We start from the raw sequence: 13,199 nt of genomic DNA, 5'->3' as shown, positions 1-13,199 counted from the left end.
GACAAGGAGAAAAGAATGCGCTTTGCCCCCTTCCCTTCCCGTCTCGCGGCGCCGATGCGCGCGGCCGCGATCGCGCTGGCCTGCGCCCTGGCGCTGTCTTTCGCGGGCGCGCCGCCCGCCCGCGCGTCGACCGACTTCTCGGCTGCGCAAAAGACCGATATCGAGAAGATCGTCCACGACTATCTTCTCTCCAATCCTGACGTGATCAAGGAAGCGATCGAGGAATTGGAGAAGCGTCAAAAAGTGGCCGAAGCCGCGACGCGCGAGAAGGCGGTCAACGCCCATGCGGAGAAGATTCTCCACTCGGCGAATCAGGCGGTCGTCGGCAATCCCGATGGCGACGTGACCCTCGTCGAATTCTTCGATTACAACTGCGGCTACTGCAAGCAGTCGCTCGACGCCATCGCCAAGCTGATCGAATCCGATCCCAAGCTCAGGGTCGTGCTCAAGGACTTCCCGATTCTCGGCCCCGACTCCGTCGAGGTCGCGAAGCTCGCGACGGCCGCGCGCATGCAGCTCGACAGCAAGAAATTCTGGGACTTCCATCGCAAGCTTCTGTCGACGCGCGGGCATATCGGCAAGGCGCAGGCGCTGGCCGCCGCCAAGGACGTCGGGGCGGATATGGCGCGACTCGAAAAGGATGCGGCGAAGCCGGAGACGCAAGCCGCGCTGAAGGAAGTCGCGACGCTGGCCGACCAGTTGCGGTTCGACGGCACGCCGTCCTGGGTCATCGGCCAGGAGGCGATCGTCGGCGGCCTGCCCTACGCCCAACTCAAAACCAAGGTCGACAACGTCCGCAAATGCGGCAAGTCGGTCTGTTAACTCTTTCGGCCGAACTCAGGTTTCCGAAGAGTCGACGATCTCCTTGCCAGGCGCCCCGGCGCCGTCCAAGACCGGCGTCGACGCCCGCAAGCGATGAGGCTTTCCGCCTTCCGCGCGAGCGGCGTTCTGCCGTGGGCGGCGCATTCGCGCCGGGCTTTCTTTGCGGCCGCAATAAGGCTAAGAACGACCAGCCGCGCAGTCGAATATTCGGGATCGTTTCGGAAACGCAATGCCAGCCGTCCATGTGCTCAACGGGCCCAATCTCAATCTGCTCGGCGCGCGCGAACCGGCGATCTATGGAACTGCGACACTTGACGACATAAGAGCGGCGCTCGAAAAGCGTTGCGGCGAACGCGGCGTCTCGCTCGTTTTTCGTCAGTCGAACCATGAAGGCGATCTCGTGAGTTGGATTCAGGAGGCCGGCGCCGCCGGCGCGCCGGTTATTCTTAACGCCGGCGCGCTGACGCATACCTCGATCGCGCTTCACGACGCGATCAAAGGCGCGCAGGCCGTGGTGATCGAAGTGCATCTCTCCAATGTCCATGCGCGCGAGAGCTTTCGCCATCATTCCTACATCTCGCCGGCGGCCCGCGGCGTGATCGCCGGCTTTGGTCCGATGTCCTATCTTCTCGCCCTCGAAGCCGTCTTCGAAAACGAACCGAAAAAGAGCTGAAAGACCCATGGCGCGCAAAGCTCAACCGCCTCGCACGGCCCCCACGCGCAAGCCCGCGCCCGTGAGCGCGCCCGCAATCATCGATCCGGACCTGCTGCGCACCATTGCGGAGCTCGTCTCGACCGGCGATCTCACCGAACTTGAGGTGCAAAAAGGCGATCTGCGCATTCGTGCGGCGCGAACGCCGGCCGCGCCCATCGGCGCCGTCGTCGCCGCGCCTCTCGCGCAACCCTTCCATTCGCCGGCGCCGGTCGCCGCGGCGCCCGCCGCAAAGCCGGCGGCGCCTGCCGCCGCGCCCGCGTCGGAATTCATCGACGCGGTGAAATCGCCGATGGTCGGCACCGCCTATCTGCGCCCGAATCCGGAGGCCAAGCCCTTCATAGAGATCGGCGCGCGCGTCTCCGTCGGCGACAAGCTGCTGCTGATCGAGGCGATGAAGACCTTCAACGACATTGTCGCGCCGAAAGCGGGCGTGGTGACGGCCATTTTGGTCGAGGACGGACAGCCGGTCGAATATGGCGAGCCGCTCCTCGTGATCGAATAGGCGGCCGCGCGGCATGTTCGACAAAATCCTCATCGCCAATCGCGGCGAAATCGCGCTGCGCATTCTGCGCGCCGCCAAGGAGCTCGGCATCGCCACGGTCGCCGTGCATTCCACGGCCGACGCCGACGCGATGCATGTCAAGCTCGCGGACGAGTCGGTCTGTATCGGGCCGGCGCCGGCGCGCGATTCCTATCTCAATATTCCTTCGCTGCTTTCGGCCTGCGAGATCACCGGCGCCGACGCCGTGCATCCGGGCTATGGCTTTCTTTCCGAAAACGCCCGCTTCGCCGAGATTCTCGAAGAGCACAACATCACCTTCATCGGACCCAAATCCGAGCATATCCGGCTGATGGGCGACAAGATCGAAGCCAAGGCGACGGCGAAGAAGCTCGGCATTCCCTGCGTGCCGGGCTCCGACGGGCCGGTCCGCAGCGAGAAGGAGGCGCTGAAGGTCGCCGAGAAGATAGGCTTTCCGGTGCTTGTCAAGGCGTCGGCGGGCGGCGGCGGCCGCGGCATGAAAGTCGCGCGGGACGCCCATGATCTCGGCATCGCCCTCGCGACGGCGCGCACCGAGGCGAAATCCGCCTTCGGCGACGACACCGTCTATCTCGAGAAATATCTCGAAAAGCCGCGCCATATCGAGGTTCAGATATTCGGCGACGGCAAGGGACAGGCGATCCACCTTGGCGAGCGCGATTGCTCGCTGCAGCGCCGCCACCAGAAGATCTGGGAGGAAAGCCCCTCGCCCGCGCTCAACGACGCGCAGCGCATGGCGATCGGCGAGATTTGCGCGCAGGCCATGCGCGAATTGCAATATTCCGGCGCGGGCACGATCGAATTCCTCTACGAGAACGGCGAATTCTATTTCATCGAGATGAACACGCGCATTCAGGTCGAGCATCCGGTGACGGAGGCGATCACCGGCGTCGATCTCGTCAGCGAGCAGATCCGCGTCGCGGGCGGCTCGCCGCTATCGATGCGCCAGGAAGACATCTGGTTCTACGGCCATGCGATCGAATGCCGCGTCAACGCCGAGCATCACGCCACCTTTCGGCCCTCGCCCGGGCGGATCGCCTATTACCATCCGCCGGGCGGCGTCGGCGTGCGCGTGGATTCGGCGGTCTATCAGGGCTACGCCATTCCGCCCAATTACGACTCGCTCATCGGCAAGCTGATCGTGCACGGCCGCAACCGCACGGAAGCGCTGATGCGGCTGCGCCGCTCGCTCGACGAATTCATCGTGGACGGCATCGACACGACCTTGCCGCTGTTTCGCACGCTGGTGCGCAACGCCGACGTGCAGAACGGCATATACGACATCCACTGGCTGGAGCATTTCCTCGCGACGGGCGGCATCGAGCCCGACTTCTAGATCACCCTGCGTTTAGGCGGAATCGCCTAAACGCGGATGACGTGATCGATTCCAAAAGCTTAGAGCGCGCTTTACGCGAAAAACCGGCGTCCACTTTTTCGCAGCGCGCTCTAAGCGAGAAACCGGCGAGGGAGGGACTGGCGCAAAGCCGCCGCCCCGCTATTCTTTGGGCCATGTCGCGCCTGACCGCCCCCTACGCCGTCACCCCCCAGCTCCTGCTGCGGGCCTACGCCATCGGCCTGTTCCCGATGGCCGAAAGCGCCGAGGACGATCAGCTTTACTGGGTCGATCCCGAGCGGCGGGCGATCTTTCCGCTCGATACTTTCATCCTGTCGCGCTCGCTCGCCAAGACCGTGCGCCAGGACCGTTTCGAGGTGAGCGTCGATCGGGACTTCGACGCCGTCATCGCCGCCTGCGCCGCGCCGGCGCGCCATCGCGAAAAGACCTGGATCAACGCCGAAATCCGCGGCCTCTACCGCGAGCTGTTCGATCTGGGCTTCGCCCACACGGTGGAATGCCGCAAGGACGGCGAACTGGTCGGCGGCTTATATGGCGTTTCGCTGCGCGGCGCCTTTTTCGGCGAGAGCATGTTTCACCGCGAGCGCGACGCCTCGAAAGTGGCGCTGACGCATCTCGTCGCGCGGCTGAGGGTCGGCGGCTACCAGCTTCTCGACACGCAATTCATCACGCCGCATCTCGCCTCGCTCGGCGCGATGGAGATTTCGCGCGAAGCCTATCACCGCGCGCTTGACGAGGCGCTGACGACGCAGGCCGATTTCCTCGTCTGGCCCAAGGAGATGCGCGTTTCCGGCGCGCAGGCGATCGCCGCGCTCGAAGATTGATCAGAAGGGGAAGAGGGAATTGCCCGCCGGCGCCGGCGCGGGAGCGCCCGCGGGGGCCTGTGTCTGCTTTTTCTTCTTCTTTTTCTTCGCGGGCTGCTCCTGATCCGCAGGGACCCCCTCCTCGGGAGGCGGCGGCGCCGGTTCGGCGAGCCCGCCCGGAGTCTGATCGGCGGGGCCGATCGGCTGAGCTTCGATCGGCGCGGGCGTCGTCGGCTCGACCTTGCGGGAACGGCGCTTCTTGCCCTCCTCGGGGACGGCCGCCGCATCCGGCTCGGCGGCCAAGGGCTGCTCCGCCGCCGTCGCGGGCGGCGCGGCTTCCTTGCCGCCTTTGCAGTCGACGAGCCAGACGTCATAGACGGGATGTTCGACGCCATGGAGGCCCGGGCTCGCCGCGAACATCCAGCCCGAGAAGATGCGCTTCGCCTCCTGCTTGGCCTCGGTTTTGGTCTGTTCGAGCCGCGCGCCGGGACGGGAATCGGGCTTCACGACGAGTTCGTCCACCTCGACGAAGCTCGTCGTCTGCGGCGTCTCCGTCTGCGGCCTCGTGTTGCAGACGCGCGGCGTCACCTGCAGCGCGCCGAATTGCACGGTTTCGTCGATGGCGACGTCGAAATTGATGATGCGGCCGGTCGTCTTGTCGAGACCGGCGAAAACCGCCGTCGGATGTTTGATCGGCTCGGCGACGGCGCCGCCGGCCGCAAGCGCGGCCGCCGCGGCGTTGAGCGCGAGAAAGAATCGAAACTTCATGCGGTCACCGCAAGCTCGAAAAGCGGCCCGAGGGACCGGCCAGCGACGAAAACAGTCAAGAAAGGCCTTTCCAAGGACGCGCCGCGTCAGCCTTCCGGCCGCCAGGCGACATAGTCCCCGCCGGCCGGCGGGCGCTCGCCCGTCGAAAGCTGCGATCCCGGCGGGCGATAGGCCTGCGGCGTGCCGGTCAGATTGGGCTTGTAGGGCAATTGCCAGGGCTTGGGCGTATAGCTCTCTTCCGTCGGCGGCGTATCGACGGTGTGATGCAGCCAGCCGTACCAGCCGGTTGGCGTCGCCGAACCTTCGCAATAGCCGTTGTAGATCACCCAGCGCCGCTCAAAGCCGAGCGCCTCGTCGATCTTACCGCCGCGGCGGCGGTAATAAACGTTCCCGAATTCGTCTTCCCCGACGCGCTCGCCATAGAGCAGCGTCCACAGGCCGGTGCTCAGCGTGGCCTTGTTCCACCAGGTGAAGAAGCGAACGATATAGGACATATCCGGGGCGTCCTTGATTTCTTGCGCGCTCCTTATTGCGTCTGGCGGCGTCAATGTCCAGCGCCAAGGCTTGACGCCGCCCCTTCGCTCCCGCCACGCTACAGGCCTCCCTCATCGCGCCGGAGACCCCCATGTCCGCCACCCTTTCCGCCCAATGCTGCGTCGTCGGCGGCGGCCCTGCCGGGCTGATGGCCGGGTTTCTCCTCGCCCGCGCCGGCGTCGACGTCGTCGTGATCGAAAAGCACGCCGATTTTCTGCGCGACTTTCGCGGCGATACGATCCATCCCTCGACGCTGCGACTGATGGACGAGCTTGGGCTGCTCGACGAATTCCTGCGCCTGCCCCATCACAAGGCCTATGAACTCGCGGCCTGGATCGGCGACCGGAAATACAAGGTCGCCGATTTCAGAAGCCTGCCGGGAAGATGCAATTTCATCGCCTTCATGCCGCAATGGGATTTCCTCGACTTCATCGCCGCCGAAGCGCGCAAGCTCCCGAATTTTCGCCTGCTGATGCGCACCGCCGCCGACGATCTGCTCTGGGACGGGGATCGCGTCAAAGGCGTTGCGGCGGCCGACCGGAAAGGGGCCATCGACATTTCCGCCGATCTCGTCATCGCCGCCGATGGCCGCGGGTCGCGGATGCGCGCCGCCGCCCGCCTCGAGGTCGAAGATTTCGGCGCGCCGATGGATGTGCTGTGGTTCAAGCTGCCGCGCATAGAGAGCGACCCCGACGAGACCTTCGGCCGCGTCGGACCGGGCCGCATGTTCATCATGATCGATCGCGGATCCTATTGGCAATGTGGCTGCGTCATCCCCAAGGGCGGCGCGGAAGAGTTACGCCAGAAAGGCATGGAGGCGTTTCGCGCTTCGATCGCGGCGTTGACCCCGTTCCTCGCCGATCGCGTCGAGACGCTCGCCGACTGGGCGTGGATCAATCTGCTCACCGTTCAGGTCAATCGGCTGAAGACGTGGAGCCGGCCCGGCCTGCTCTGCATTGGCGACGCCGCGCACGCCATGTCCCCGGTCGGCGGCGTCGGGGTCAATCTCGCCATTCAGGATGCGGTCGCGGCCGCCAATCTCCTCGCCGCGAAGCTGCGCGCCGGCACTCTCGCCGACGACGATCTTGCGAGCGTGCAGCGGCGGCGCGAATTTCCGGTGCGCGTGACGCAGCGCCTCCAGCTTGCGATCCAGAATCTCGTGATCCGCAACGTGCTCGCCGCCGACAAGCCCATCGAGGCCCCGCTCGCGCTGCGCCTCTTCGACGCCATTCCGCTGCTGCGGCGGCTGCCGGCGCGTCTCATCGGCCTCGGCGTGCAGCCCGAGCATGTCCAAACGCAAGTGTGACGGCGGGTCAGTTCGTCCCGCGAAAGAAAGCGCCGAAGGCGCGGGGACCGTCGCCGGTTTCGGCCTTGCCGAGGATTTGCAGCGTCTGCGCGTCGAGCGCCCAGAGTTCGTTTGAGAACCAATTGGCGACATAGATCCGCGCGCCGTCGCCGCTCGCCGCGAGGCCTTCGGGATATTCGCCGACTTTTAGCGTTTCGAGCGGCGCGAGGGTCTTGGCGTCGAAGATGCTGAGGCTGTCGCCATGCTGATTGGCGACGAAGATGCGCCCATTCGCCAGCGCCACCGTATAAGGCCGGCTGCCGCATTTGAGCGTCGCTACGAGTTTGCGCTCGGCAAGATCGATGACGCTGAGATCGTCGGATTCGACATTCGCCGAATAGGCGCGCGCGCCTGAAGCGTCGATGGCGACGCCGAACGGATGTCTGCCGACGGGGACGATGGCGAGGCGCGCAAATGTCGCAGCGTCGATGAGAGAGAGCGCATTGTCGTCGCGGTCGGCCACGACGATGGTCCTGCCGTCGGGCGCCACCGCGACGCCGGAGGCCATCGCGCCGACGCCGACGCTGCGTTGCGCCGCGCCTTTTTCGAGGTCGATCTCGACAAGCCGGCGCCCGTAAAGATCGGCGACATAGACGCGCCTGCCGTCCGGGCTTGCGGCGACGCCGAGCGGGCCGCCCTCGACCGGAATGCGCCTTTCGATCTTGCGCGCCGGGGCATCGATGACGGTGAGGAATTTACCTTCGGGGCTCGTGACAAAGACGCGCGCGCCGTCACGCGAGACGGCGACGCCCGCGGGCTTGCCGCCAATGGGGAGGGTCGCGACGGTTTTCATCGTGGAAAGATCGACGATCGAAAGCGCATCGGCGCCCTGCGCGGTGACGAAGGCTTCGTCGGCGCAGGCGGGGGAAGCGAGGATGGCGATGGAGAGAAACAGTCTCGCCGTCCTGGCCGGGCTTGTCCCGGCCATCCATGCGAGCGCGCTGCGCTTGGCCGCTTTTCCTGCGACGCGTCGCATTGTCTTGGCGTGGATGCCCGCGACAAGCGCGGGCATGACGGGTTGAAGTCTCATCTCCCCTCCGCCTTCGCCTTCAACGCCGCGAGATTGGCGCGATGCAGCGCCGTCACCGCCGCGACGGCGACATCGTCGTTAAGTTCGGGCGGCGGATCATTATTGGGATAGCCGCGATAGAAGCGCGCCTTCCATTCGACCTCCGTCCCGCCCGCCGGCGCCGGGCGCAGCGTGACGAGGGCGGTGTAATTCGTCGCGGGCAGGCGCTTGACGTCGTCATGCTCGCGATGGACGCCGAGCATCATGCGCTCGGCCTCGCGCTTGGTGAGCACTTCCTCGACGACGCCATCCTTCATCGCGAGCTTGCGCCGCGCCTGATCGGGAATATCGCCGCCCGTCGCGTCAATGCGCGCGACCCCCGGCAGCCAGTCGGCATGGGCGAAATCGCCAACGATGGCCCAGACTTTCTCGGGGGGCGCGTCGACGACGATCGTCTCCACGACCTTTAGCGGCGAAGCCCCATGCGCCGCATGAGCGGCCAAGGGAAACAGCGCCGCCAGCGCCATGGCGGGCGCGAGGATAAAGGCGCGAAGCGTCATGCGATCATGCGGGGCCTATTTGCCCTCGGCCTTGGCCTTCAGCGCCGCGAGTCCCGCCTTATAGATGTCGGTCACGGCCTTCACCGCCGCTTCGTCCGAAAGCTCCGGCGGCGGATCATTATTCATGAAGCCGCGATAGAAGGCGCCTTTCCATTCCACGACGCTCTTGTCGCCCTCGCCCTTCACCGAAATCGTCGCGGCGTAATTATTGACCGGCAGCACCTTCACGTCGACCGCGTCGATCTTGTAGCTGACCGATTTGCCCTCGGCGTCGTATTTCGTAAGCGACTCCTCGATCACGCCGCCGTTCTTCAAGGTGAGGGTGCGCTTGGCGCCGACGTCATTGCCGCCGGTCCCTTCCGTCTTGGCGACGCCCGGATGCCAGGTCAAATCCTGAAAATTGCCGATGATCTCCCAGACCTTGGCGACGGGCGCGTCGATCTCGATTTTCTCGACGACCTTCTGGCGCGAGGGGCCATGCGCAACGGCTGGCGCCGAGAGAAAGGCGGCGGAGCCGAGCGAGAGGGCCGCAACGACGAATGCGCGGCGCGCAACCACAAAGGACATGGGAAATTCTCCTAAAGGCGTGACCCTGGCCGCCGGGAGGCGGCGGCCCGCGCACATAAGGGCGCCGGGCGCGGCGGCGTCAAGACAGAGGGAAGAAAACCCCGGGAAATCGGGAGAGAATTCGCAAAAGCCTCCGCCGCTCAAAAGTTCCAGTCATTCGGCGCTGATCGTGAGTTCCGCACGCGTCCGTTGAGCTAGACGCATCTCGACGAGGGGAGCGAAGGCCCAACGCTTGCTTGCGGCGGAGTATCCTACGCTCGACGGCGCCCGCTGCTGGAACCACGGCGACGCGCGGCGGGGGACGGCCGCTACGCGCCATATCGACGGGCTGCGGAAAAATAGGCGCGGCCCCTCTTGCCGGGGCCCCATCAGTCCTCCATATACCATCCATACAGATGGTCTGAGGATGGCGATGGCGGACATATATAAATTGCGGGAACGTTCCCCGGAGACCGAGAAAATCACGATCAATGTCGGATATGTCGATCTCGGCCATATCGATCTGCTCGTGCGCGAAGGCTTCTACTCCAACCGCAGCGACTTCATCCGCACCGCGATCCGCAATCAACTCGGCGCGCATTCGGACGCGGTCAAACAATCCATCGTGCGAAACACGCTGGAGCTTGGCTTGCGACACTACAGCCGCGACGACCTCGAGGCGGTGAAGGCGGCGGGCGGCAAGCTGCGTATCCATGTCCTGGGACTCGCGTCGATCGCTGACGACGTCACGCCGGAGCTCGCGCGCGAGACCATCGAATCCCTCACCGTGCTCGGCGCGCTTCAAGCGAGCAAATCCGTGAAGGCGGCGCTTCACGACCGCATCTTCTAATCCTCCCTCCCTCCCCGGGGCTTAGACAAAATGAAAAACATCCTGACGAGCGCCTTGAACAAGGCGACGCAATTGACGCGCGAGCAAAATCTCGCGGAAGCGACACGCGTTCTAATGCGCGCGCTGACGCCGCACGGCGCGGGGCCGGCGACGCCGCAGCCGGCCGCGCACGCCGAGCCGCATCCGCCGACCTTCCGCGTGCGGCGACCGCTTGGCGAAACGTTGGAGCTCTTGCGCCACGCGGGCCTTCCCGGCCTCGATCAAAGCGGCGCGCCGCTCATCACGCTGCGCAAGGCCCCGAAAATCGACGTTCCGCCCGGCGCGGCCTATCTAGCGCGCAGCCATGTCGGCCCGGCGGGCGCCCGCGACTATAAAGTCTATGCGCCGAGCAGTCTCGGAAACAGCGAACGCCCGTTGATCGTGATGCTTCACGGCTGCACGCAGAATCCGGACGACTTCGCCGTCGGCTCGCGGATGAACGCCCTAGCGGAAGAACATGGCTTCCTCGTCGCCTATCCCGCACAGTCGACCAAGGCCAATCAGATGGGCTGCTGGAACTGGTTCAACCCAGGCGATCAGACGCGCGAGAAAGGCGAGCCCAGCCTCATCGCCGGCGTCACCCGCGCCGTCATGGCCGAATGGCGCGTCGACGAGTCGCGCGTCTATGTCGCGGGACTGTCCGCCGGCGGCGCCATGGCCGCGACCATGGCCGCGACCTATCCCGAGCTTTACGCCGCGGTCGGCATACATTCCGGCCTCGCCCACGGCTCGGCCGGCGACGTGGCGTCCGCCTTCGCCGTCATGAGCGGCAAAGTTGGTCCCAGCGCGGCGCGAGCGTCGCTATCTCGCGATAGCATGCGCACAATCATTTTCCACGGCGCGGCCGATCAGAAGGTGCATCCGATCAACGCCGAAAATATCGTCGCAATGGCGCGGAGGAGTCATGCCGGCGCGCTTTCCCGCGAAACGCGAGAGATTGGATCGGCGGGCGGGCGCGATTACAGTCGCACCATCGTCACGGACGCGCGAGGCGCGCCGCAACTGGAATATTGGGCTATCGAGGGTCTCGGCCACGCCTGGTCGGGCGGGGATCCCGAGGGCTCCTTCGCCGACCGCCACGGCCCCGACGCTTCGCGCGAGATGGTGCGGTTTTTCCTCTTGGATGCGGCGCGCGAAGAATAGCGCGCCGCGCGCTTCTTAGATCTGACGTTCAGATACGACTGGGTCGCAAAGCTTTGCTTCTCACCTTTGGAACAGCGGGACGCCAAAGCCCCGCCCTCGCGAATCCGGCGATCTTTGCCCCGGCCATCCCGGCGTTTGCCCTCCTGTCGGCGGCTGCCTGAAAATCGGCCGGCAGTTGGGAGGCGCGCCGACCGTCCCCGGAGGGCAAGGGCGCCGTTCGATGATCGGCCGACAATTCGGTCGCCAACTGCCGATCGTGCCGGGAGGGCAAGGCTGCCGCACGATGATCGGCCGGCAATTCGGCTGCCATCTGCCCACCGTGCCCGGAGGGCAAGGCTGCCGCTCGATGATCGGCCGGCAGTTCGGCTGCCACCGGCCCACCGTCCCCGGCGGACAAGGCTGCCGCACGATGATCTGCCGGCAGTTCGGCTGCCATCTGCCCACCGTCCCCGGCGGGCAAGGTTGCCGCACGACGATGGGCCGGCAGTTCGGTTGCCATCGGCCAACCGTCCCCGGAGGACAGGGCTGCCGTTCGACAATCGGCTGGCAGTTCGGCTGCCATTTGCCGACCGTGCCGGGAGGACAAGGCTGCCGCTCGACGACCGGCCGGCAGTTCGGCTGCCATTTGCCGATCGTCCCCGGCGGGCAGGGCTGGCGCTCGATGACCGGCGGCGGAACGGGCGGCTCCGGAAGCGACGGCGTGACTTTCCCGACGCATTGTCCGCGTCGCTCGGTCGCGCCCGGCGGGCAGGCGCAGGTTGCGCCGTTCCAAACGCGGCCGCCGGCGCAGACGGGGACGCAAGCCGATCGCTGCGCGTCCGGTCGCTGGCCGGCGGGACAGCAAACGCCGCCTGTCGTGATCTGCGCGCTCAGACAACACTGGCCGTCCGCCGTAGCGGCATAGTTTGGCGGGCAAGCCGGCGGTGGCGGCGTCTTCCCGACGATGCGAATCGTCCAGCAGGCCTGTTTGCTGGGCGTGACGCCGCCGCCCGTCGTATCCTTTTGTCCTTCTCGTTGCGGGGGCGGCGCCTTGCTGCGCGTCTCGCCGCCGGGCTGCTCAACGGGCGCGGCGGGGCTACGCCCGGCCATCTCGCGCCATTCGAGCACGCCGCAAGCGGTCTTCTCGATCGGGGCCGGCGGCGGCTCCGTCAGGTCGGGCGCCACCTTTCCTTCGAGCCGCACCACGACCTGATCGCCGGGCGCGAGCCCGCAATCTTCAACGCCGCAGGTAAAGGCGTCGCCTTCCTTCGCGCAGGACCATCTCGAAGCCGGGCAATATTTAGGCGCCCGGGTGACGCGCGCCTCCGGAAAGTCGGATCCCGGCGGCAAGGCGATGCGCTGGGTGAGCGAGCCGCGACCGAAGCGCTCCCCGCCGACGACCGTAAACTCGTAATAGGAGCAGTTCGGCGGAATGCAGGGTCCGCTTCCCGTCGCGAGAAAGTTGAGGAACCACAGCGGCGGCGCCGGAATGCCGGGACATTGGCCAAGCGCATTGGGCGCGGCGCCGTTCAAACAGCATTTGTTCGCGGGAAAGGCCGTCTGTCCCGCGGGACACATGGCCGGGTGGCAGAGGCCGTCGAGGCCGACCTGCGCGCCGGCCGCGCAAGTTCCCCACGCCGCGCAAAATGTCGTGCCGGGCGAACAAGCCGCCTGCGCCGGGCTCGCCACGCAGGTCGCATTGCTCCAGAGCCATGTGACGTTTGGGATCCCCGGCGGGGCGGTGACCAAATTGAACCCGGCGGGGCACTTCTTCAGCGGCGATTTCGGGCATTTGTTGCAGGCGAGCGTGTTTGGCGCGCAAGCCGGGATTTTCGTCGGCGCCGCGCCGTTCCAGCAAATGCCCGGCCCTCCCGGCCCGGGGCCATGGCCGGGCTGGAATCCGTGCCAGCATTCAAGACCCGCGGCGCCATTGGGGCATATCGGCTGACACACGCCGCCAAAGCCCGGGATCTGGCCGAGTGGGCAGCACTGCAAGCCGTTTGTCGCGAGATGCGAGCCCGGGGGGCAAATTGGCGGGGGCGGCGGCGGACCATCGTCCCACCACGGACCTGGGCCGCCTTCATCGATCCAGGGAACGAAGCCGCCTTCCCCTGGTCCAAACCCCGGTCCGGGACCCGGCGCGGGCGCAGGCCCGGGACCGGGTCCTGGCGCGGGCGCCGGCGCAGGACCAATC

At 66.1% G+C, this 13,199-nt stretch carries 16 protein-coding genes; 11 read left to right on the top strand and 5 right to left on the bottom strand.

The features are described from left to right. Positions 1-15: 15 nt before the first annotated feature. The 5 genes from V3H18_RS02625 to aat all read left to right on the top strand — a co-directional run bounded on the left by V3H18_RS02625 (position 16) and on the right by aat (position 4,253). Entirely contained in the window at positions 16-822 is an 807-nt protein-coding gene (locus tag V3H18_RS02625) for a DsbA family protein (RefSeq protein ID WP_332080328.1), read from the top strand. Positions 823-1,051: 229 nt separating this feature from the next. Next, positions 1,052-1,495, top strand: a complete 444-nt coding sequence (aroQ, locus tag V3H18_RS02620) for a type II 3-dehydroquinate dehydratase (protein ID WP_332080327.1) — start codon at positions 1,052-1,054, stop codon at positions 1,493-1,495. Positions 1,496-1,502: 7 nt separating this feature from the next. Beyond that, positions 1,503-2,039 carry an acetyl-CoA carboxylase biotin carboxyl carrier protein gene (accB, locus tag V3H18_RS02615; protein ID WP_332080326.1) on the top strand — a complete coding sequence of 179 codons (537 nt, stop codon included), beginning with the start codon at positions 1,503-1,505 and terminating at the stop codon, positions 2,037-2,039. 13 nt (positions 2,040-2,052) lie between these two features. Beyond that, positions 2,053-3,411, top strand: coding sequence for an acetyl-CoA carboxylase biotin carboxylase subunit (gene accC / locus V3H18_RS02610; RefSeq protein WP_332080325.1), 1,359 nt, complete (start codon positions 2,053-2,055; stop codon positions 3,409-3,411). Between the two features lie 173 nt (positions 3,412-3,584). Continuing rightward, the gene (gene aat, locus V3H18_RS02605; protein WP_332080324.1) at positions 3,585-4,253 is read left to right on the top strand and encodes a leucyl/phenylalanyl-tRNA--protein transferase; all 669 of its coding nucleotides are present in this window, start codon (positions 3,585-3,587) and stop codon (positions 4,251-4,253) included. On the opposite strand, the gene V3H18_RS02600 is transcribed toward aat, so the two are convergent. Together V3H18_RS02600 and V3H18_RS02595 are read right to left on the bottom strand one after the other, a co-directional pair. Continuing rightward, positions 4,254-5,000 carry a DUF2155 domain-containing protein gene (locus V3H18_RS02600; protein WP_332080323.1) on the bottom strand — a complete coding sequence of 249 codons (747 nt, stop codon included), beginning with the start codon at positions 4,998-5,000 and terminating at the stop codon, positions 4,254-4,256. Between the two features lie 86 nt (positions 5,001-5,086). Beyond that, positions 5,087-5,494: an NADH:ubiquinone oxidoreductase subunit NDUFA12 gene (locus V3H18_RS02595; protein WP_332080322.1), complete on the bottom strand. Its 408-nt coding sequence runs from the start codon at positions 5,492-5,494 to the stop codon at positions 5,087-5,089. A gap of 131 nt (positions 5,495-5,625) precedes the next feature. Here V3H18_RS02595 and V3H18_RS02590 point away from each other — a divergent pair, with 131 nt between their 5' ends. Continuing rightward, positions 5,626-6,840, top strand: a complete 1,215-nt coding sequence (locus tag V3H18_RS02590) for an FAD-dependent oxidoreductase (protein ID WP_332080321.1) — start codon at positions 5,626-5,628, stop codon at positions 6,838-6,840. A 7-nt stretch (positions 6,841-6,847) separates the two neighbouring features. Here V3H18_RS02590 and V3H18_RS02585 read toward each other — a convergent pair whose 3' ends face one another. The 3 genes from V3H18_RS02585 to V3H18_RS02575 are packed head-to-tail and all read right to left on the bottom strand — an operon-like array spanning position 6,848 to position 9,015. Further along, the gene (locus V3H18_RS02585) at positions 6,848-7,909 is read right to left on the bottom strand and encodes a YVTN family beta-propeller repeat protein (RefSeq protein ID WP_408631750.1); all 1,062 of its coding nucleotides are present in this window, start codon (positions 7,907-7,909) and stop codon (positions 6,848-6,850) included. Then, positions 7,906-8,448 (bottom strand): SRPBCC family protein, encoded by a 543-nt coding sequence (locus V3H18_RS02580; protein WP_332080320.1) that lies wholly within the window; start codon positions 8,446-8,448, stop codon positions 7,906-7,908. Before V3H18_RS02580 ends, V3H18_RS02585 begins: the two co-directional genes overlap by 4 nt. A gap of 15 nt (positions 8,449-8,463) precedes the next feature. Next, complete coding sequence (locus V3H18_RS02575) at positions 8,464-9,015, bottom strand: SRPBCC family protein (protein WP_332080319.1); 552 nt, start codon at positions 9,013-9,015, stop codon at positions 8,464-8,466. A 412-nt stretch (positions 9,016-9,427) separates the two neighbouring features. Here V3H18_RS02575 and V3H18_RS02570 point away from each other — a divergent pair, with 412 nt between their 5' ends. The 5 genes from V3H18_RS02570 to V3H18_RS02550 all read left to right on the top strand — a co-directional run bounded on the left by V3H18_RS02570 (position 9,428) and on the right by V3H18_RS02550 (position 12,953). After that, positions 9,428-9,844, top strand: a complete 417-nt coding sequence (locus V3H18_RS02570; protein ID WP_332080318.1) for a CopG family transcriptional regulator — start codon at positions 9,428-9,430, stop codon at positions 9,842-9,844. A 30-nt stretch (positions 9,845-9,874) separates the two neighbouring features. Beyond that, a complete protein-coding gene (locus V3H18_RS02565) occupies positions 9,875-11,026 on the top strand; it encodes an extracellular catalytic domain type 1 short-chain-length polyhydroxyalkanoate depolymerase (RefSeq protein WP_332080317.1) in 1,152 nt (383 codons plus the stop codon). 220 nt (positions 11,027-11,246) lie between these two features. After that, positions 11,247-11,930 (top strand): hypothetical protein, encoded by a 684-nt coding sequence (locus V3H18_RS02560; protein ID WP_332080316.1) that lies wholly within the window; start codon positions 11,247-11,249, stop codon positions 11,928-11,930. 39 nt (positions 11,931-11,969) lie between these two features. After that, positions 11,970-12,218, top strand: coding sequence for a hypothetical protein (locus tag V3H18_RS02555; protein ID WP_332080315.1), 249 nt, complete (start codon positions 11,970-11,972; stop codon positions 12,216-12,218). A 363-nt stretch (positions 12,219-12,581) separates the two neighbouring features. Beyond that, positions 12,582-12,953: a hypothetical protein gene (locus V3H18_RS02550; RefSeq protein WP_332080314.1), complete on the top strand. Its 372-nt coding sequence runs from the start codon at positions 12,582-12,584 to the stop codon at positions 12,951-12,953. Positions 12,954-13,199 lie beyond the last annotated feature (246 nt).

The organism is Methylocystis borbori, assembly GCF_036576025.1.
Lineage (GTDB): Bacteria > Pseudomonadota > Alphaproteobacteria > Rhizobiales > Beijerinckiaceae > Methylocystis > Methylocystis borbori.
This window is presented reverse-complemented; position numbering and strand designations above follow the sequence as displayed.

What these genes read in the sequence shown, in the direction of transcription:
- V3H18_RS02565 (WP_332080317.1), top strand. Translation starts at nt 9,875, where the DNA reads ATGAAAAACATCCTGACGAGCGCCTTGAACAAGGCGACGCAATTGACG.
- V3H18_RS02600 (WP_332080323.1), bottom strand. Translation starts at nt 5,000, where the DNA reads ATGAAGTTTCGATTCTTTCTCGCGCTCAACGCCGCGGCGGCCGCGCTT.
- V3H18_RS02625 (WP_332080328.1), top strand. Translation starts at nt 16, where the DNA reads ATGCGCTTTGCCCCCTTCCCTTCCCGTCTCGCGGCGCCGATGCGCGCG.
- accC (WP_332080325.1), top strand. Translation starts at nt 2,053, where the DNA reads ATGTTCGACAAAATCCTCATCGCCAATCGCGGCGAAATCGCGCTGCGC.
- V3H18_RS02560 (WP_332080316.1), top strand. Translation starts at nt 11,247, where the DNA reads ATGATCGGCCGACAATTCGGTCGCCAACTGCCGATCGTGCCGGGAGGG.
- V3H18_RS02575 (WP_332080319.1), bottom strand. Translation starts at nt 9,015, where the DNA reads ATGTCCTTTGTGGTTGCGCGCCGCGCATTCGTCGTTGCGGCCCTCTCG.
- V3H18_RS02555 (WP_332080315.1), top strand. Translation starts at nt 11,970, where the DNA reads ATGCGAATCGTCCAGCAGGCCTGTTTGCTGGGCGTGACGCCGCCGCCC.
- V3H18_RS02585 (WP_408631750.1), bottom strand. Translation starts at nt 7,909, where the DNA reads ATGAGACTTCAACCCGTCATGCCCGCGCTTGTCGCGGGCATCCACGCC.
- V3H18_RS02595 (WP_332080322.1), bottom strand. Translation starts at nt 5,494, where the DNA reads ATGTCCTATATCGTTCGCTTCTTCACCTGGTGGAACAAGGCCACGCTG.
- aat (WP_332080324.1), top strand. Translation starts at nt 3,585, where the DNA reads ATGTCGCGCCTGACCGCCCCCTACGCCGTCACCCCCCAGCTCCTGCTG.
- accB (WP_332080326.1), top strand. Translation starts at nt 1,503, where the DNA reads ATGGCGCGCAAAGCTCAACCGCCTCGCACGGCCCCCACGCGCAAGCCC.
- V3H18_RS02590 (WP_332080321.1), top strand. Translation starts at nt 5,626, where the DNA reads ATGTCCGCCACCCTTTCCGCCCAATGCTGCGTCGTCGGCGGCGGCCCT.
- V3H18_RS02570 (WP_332080318.1), top strand. Translation starts at nt 9,428, where the DNA reads ATGGCGGACATATATAAATTGCGGGAACGTTCCCCGGAGACCGAGAAA.
- V3H18_RS02580 (WP_332080320.1), bottom strand. Translation starts at nt 8,448, where the DNA reads ATGACGCTTCGCGCCTTTATCCTCGCGCCCGCCATGGCGCTGGCGGCG.
- aroQ (WP_332080327.1), top strand. Translation starts at nt 1,052, where the DNA reads ATGCCAGCCGTCCATGTGCTCAACGGGCCCAATCTCAATCTGCTCGGC.
- V3H18_RS02550 (WP_332080314.1), top strand. Translation starts at nt 12,582, where the DNA reads ATGGCCGGGTGGCAGAGGCCGTCGAGGCCGACCTGCGCGCCGGCCGCG.